The sequence below is a fragment of the Pseudoalteromonas sp. TP27 genome, from assembly GCF_056470645.1.
Window position 1 is genome coordinate 1 of sequence record NZ_JARDAK010000053.1, and the last position, 4,006, is coordinate 4,006.

Annotated in this window: 2 protein-coding genes; one reads left to right on the top strand and one right to left on the bottom strand. The window is 35.5% G+C overall.

Annotation, left to right across the window (positions count from 1 at the left end):
- The first annotated feature begins 1,051 nt into the window (after positions 1-1,051).
- Complete coding sequence (locus PX700_RS21630) at positions 1,052-1,792, top strand: hypothetical protein (RefSeq protein WP_479521906.1); 741 nt, start codon at positions 1,052-1,054, stop codon at positions 1,790-1,792.
- A 596-nt stretch (positions 1,793-2,388) separates the two neighbouring features.
- Here the strand turns inward: PX700_RS21630 and PX700_RS21635 are convergent.
- Positions 2,389-4,006, bottom strand: a 1,618-nt coding sequence (locus tag PX700_RS21635) for a methyl-accepting chemotaxis protein (RefSeq protein ID WP_479521907.1), incomplete at its 5' end; no start/stop codon positions are given.

The following is a 4,006-nucleotide window of genomic DNA, read 5'->3' on the forward strand; positions in this document are numbered from 1 at the left end:
TTGTTCATTGGTTCCTACTAGTTTTATCATAAATTTATTAACTGTAATGAGACGATATAGTAATAGCTCCCATCAGTACGGAATGAATATAAACACAATATGGGAAAACACCTAAAATTATCAACATAATCAGATTTCACTCCCGAAAACCTGATGCGCGATATGCCCCTTATGTTAAATAGCCAAGTTAGCCCCTAAAAACAGGCATTAAACCACCTCAAATCCACGTAGCGCCATTTTTAAGATATAAACCACACCGATTACCCAAAAACACGTTTGAAAGTTTATGACGCTTTCAGGGCGATTTACAGGGCAATAAAATCTCGAAGCACCTCAACCAATAATCACCCTGTAACGTCCGTTTTAAACAATTAGCCAGAGCGAACGAAAACAGCAAGGCTTCATCTGCTGATTTTGGACGTTCTGGAGAAAAACGAAGTGCGTCAGGTTTCAAAGGATAAACCCTTTGGCACGGCATGTTTAACCAAATGCGTAGCAGAGGGTGAAAACGTGCCTGTCGTGCCTATCTCTAATTTTGTCAACATAGTTGAAGCAACAAATCAAAAAAATTGAAGCACATATAATATAAATTTGAGACGGTAATAAAATTGCCTACGCAATTTTACGTTAACCAAGAACTCAATCGCACAGCGTCCAACTAGGTTGGATTTAATTGCTAGTTCGCCAGGTTAAGTGCTTCGTGAACGTTAAAAAAATTCAATCACTGAAAGTGCCGAACCAGTGAGGGGAATTGCTAATTTTTAGTGAATGCTTTTGCCGCGACAAGTGAAACGAATCTACCTTCATCAAGGCATACAGTGCGTTGGATTTTGAAGCATGGAACAGGCTGATAAAAACCGTACCAGTGTCGCTTATTGATGGGGGTAGGCTCGCTTGCGAGTCGCGGCAGGAAAAAAACATGTTTTCCTGGTGGAGCCTTACGCAGTAAGGGTTCTAAATTCTTTTGCTCTGCTTTAAATCGCTTAGCTTCTCGGCAACGGAAAATTGCCGTACTATGTTACCGAAAGGAAATAAACGAATAGGACGTAAAATGCTAATAACCGACCCAATATATCGAGCAGAGCAAGCAATAAAAAATAGAAACACGGTAATGATATTTTTATCGCATCATAGATACTCTACCTTAGAAAATATCCGTTATGAATTAGGCATGAAATCCAAAGCCTCTGCCAGCCGTATTCTTAAAAAGCTATGCGAAGAAGGGCATGTAAAAAAAGAAGAACTCTGTGACAACATAACAAAAGTGACATTATTTGGGATAACAAGAAAAGGACTAGATACATACCACTTCAATCTCGATAACAACAAACCATTTTTAAAAAGCAGAGTCAGTTTACGAACATTAAACCATACCCTAACGAATCAAAAAGTAGGCACATTACTAAAAAAGAGTACCCGACTAACAGACGTGAAAGTAATTAATGCTGAGATAGGAAATTTCAAACAATACGAGCACATAATGAAATTTAAGCATAGGCCAGATCTTGTTATCGTAAGGAAAGGAAAAACAGACATAATCGTTCATGTAATTGAAACAGAACTCACCCTAAAAGACAGCAAACGATATCATCCAATTTTTAAAGAATTTCTAGATTTAAGAAGAAGAAATAAAATCAATGGCGTGTGGTACTTTGTAAGAAATGAAAAAGCCAAAGAACGATTACAAAAAATAATAAGCGGTCTTAAATATAAATTAGTACGAAATGAAGAGGAACGAACTGTATGGGATAGACTATTCAAGATAGAAACAATAGAAGTGCTGAGAGAGTAAGTTTTTTCCCTTTCGGCTACGCCGAACCCCTATCTCGACCGATTGAAAAATCGTGAAATATCAGGGGTCATTTAACGCTTAACCTTGGGGTTTTCTCTCCCTTTCGGGCTGCCCTACGCGGTACTGTCAGTGCTCTAAGTTCATTTGCAGAGTCTTAGAACATCCACCTCAGTAGTACCAACTCAAACCGTATTATCATTCGCCTTACTCGATGCCTAGCAGCTGTAGCACCGTGACTTATTACTTCATTTCGGGTCTGGGTCGTTCACTGGCTATCTTAGGTAATCCTTGATCGATAGCAGGACGCTTTCGTCTATCCAAAACATCTTGATTCCAAATAGACCGTAAGAATATTACTCGTAGGGCTTGAAGAACTTACTTGATATGGCTATCATGAAAGGACTTAAACGTGGGTAACGTAGTAAGTATTCTGAAAAAACCAAGCCGGCAAGCTTGGTTTTTTCACGTCTGGGCATAAGATTAAGGCTAAACGCTGAAGATCTCAATAGATCAATTTAACGAACTATTGGCTCAGAAACAAAAAAGCCTCCAATATGGAGGCTTTTTTGTTTTCAAAATCAGTTCGTAGAACGAGGTTATGGTAAATTACTCAGTTTAAAGAATGATAACTCTTGATTCTGTTTGTTTGCTAATACTGTCAATTCTTGTGCTGCTTTTTGTGTCTGATTGACCGATACAACATTCTCATTTACTAAATCAAAGGTTACAGTGACATTCTTAGCTATATCTTCCGTTACGCTATATTGCTCTCGTGAAGCTGTAGCGACCAATGTATTAATATCAGAAATAGCTTGAACTGAATAAGATATATCATCAAATGACTTTTTAACTAGATCTGAAAGCTCCTTTGACTCTTGTATTGATTTTACATTGGCAATCATATTGCTGTTCGCATTTTCTGATTTATCTTGAAGTGCAGATATTATTTCTTGAATATTTTTTGTTGATTCTTGAGTTTTTGCCGCTAAATTTCTTACTTCATCAGCAACCACTGCGAAACCACGGCCATGTTCACCAGCACGCGCAGCTTCTATTGCTGCATTTAATGCAAGAAGATTAATTTGATCTGAAATAGAACTAATCACATTAGTTACTTCACCAATATCAATTGCACGATCTTTAAGTTCTTCAATTAGATTTGCAGTTTCTTGTACAGAAGAATTAATAGAACTTGATAAGGTTATCGATTGTTCCAAAGCTATATTTCCCTCGTTCACATTATCAATAGCTTTTCTTGTTTCATTTTCAGCTTGTTCTGCATTAATTGAGACTTCTTTCGATGTACTTGATAGCTCACTAATTGCGGTTGAAATTACCTCTACTTGAGCTAACTCACTTTGAATATTTCTAGCTGTATTTTGCATAACAATAGTCAACTCTTCAGAAGAAGAACGAACATGACCTGAAATCAAAAACACCCCTTTAACAATCTCTTGTAACTTGCATATCACATTTTGGTAATTTGTTGATAGTTTAGCTAACTCATTACCTCCAATTATTGCATCTGAAGTATTATTTAAATCTCCTAATGAAAGGCTAGTCATTCCTTCTGAAATTCCTTTCATTGATTTTTCAAAGCGAGTAATAATGATAAAAGAAATACATATTGATATGAGAATCGAAACTAAGAATACGAGCCCTATAATCATAATTGAATTCTTAAACATCTCATCCCCAAGATTACTTGCTGCTACAGAGTCTTTTTCATTTACATCAATCAAAGCAAGCAATAACTCACTATAATTATTATAAACTTCCTGATGCTCAGAAAAATGATACTTAGTCGCTTGTTCTATCTTGCCTTCATCAATCATAGCAATTAACTTTTTTGATTCTATTTCATATGTTTTAAATGTTTCTTCAAACGTCTTAAATAAAGAACCTTCTTGTTCTGATGAGATAAATTTGCGATATGTTTCTATATCTATATTTATTTCTTTCAACCGCTTATTGTACATATCTATATTTTTAGTAGTGTCTTTTAAAATAATCATTTCTGATTCCTCCAGTCGAAGATCTGAAGTTTGAGTATTTAAATTCCCAAGAATTTTAGTCGAAGGTAACATGTTTGTTGCTATTTTTGTTGACTGGCTATTTATCTTATCTGTTTGATTTAAAGATATAATTAGAATTAACATTATACCAATAATTGGAATTAGTGCTATTGATAGTAATAAATAACGAATTTTGATA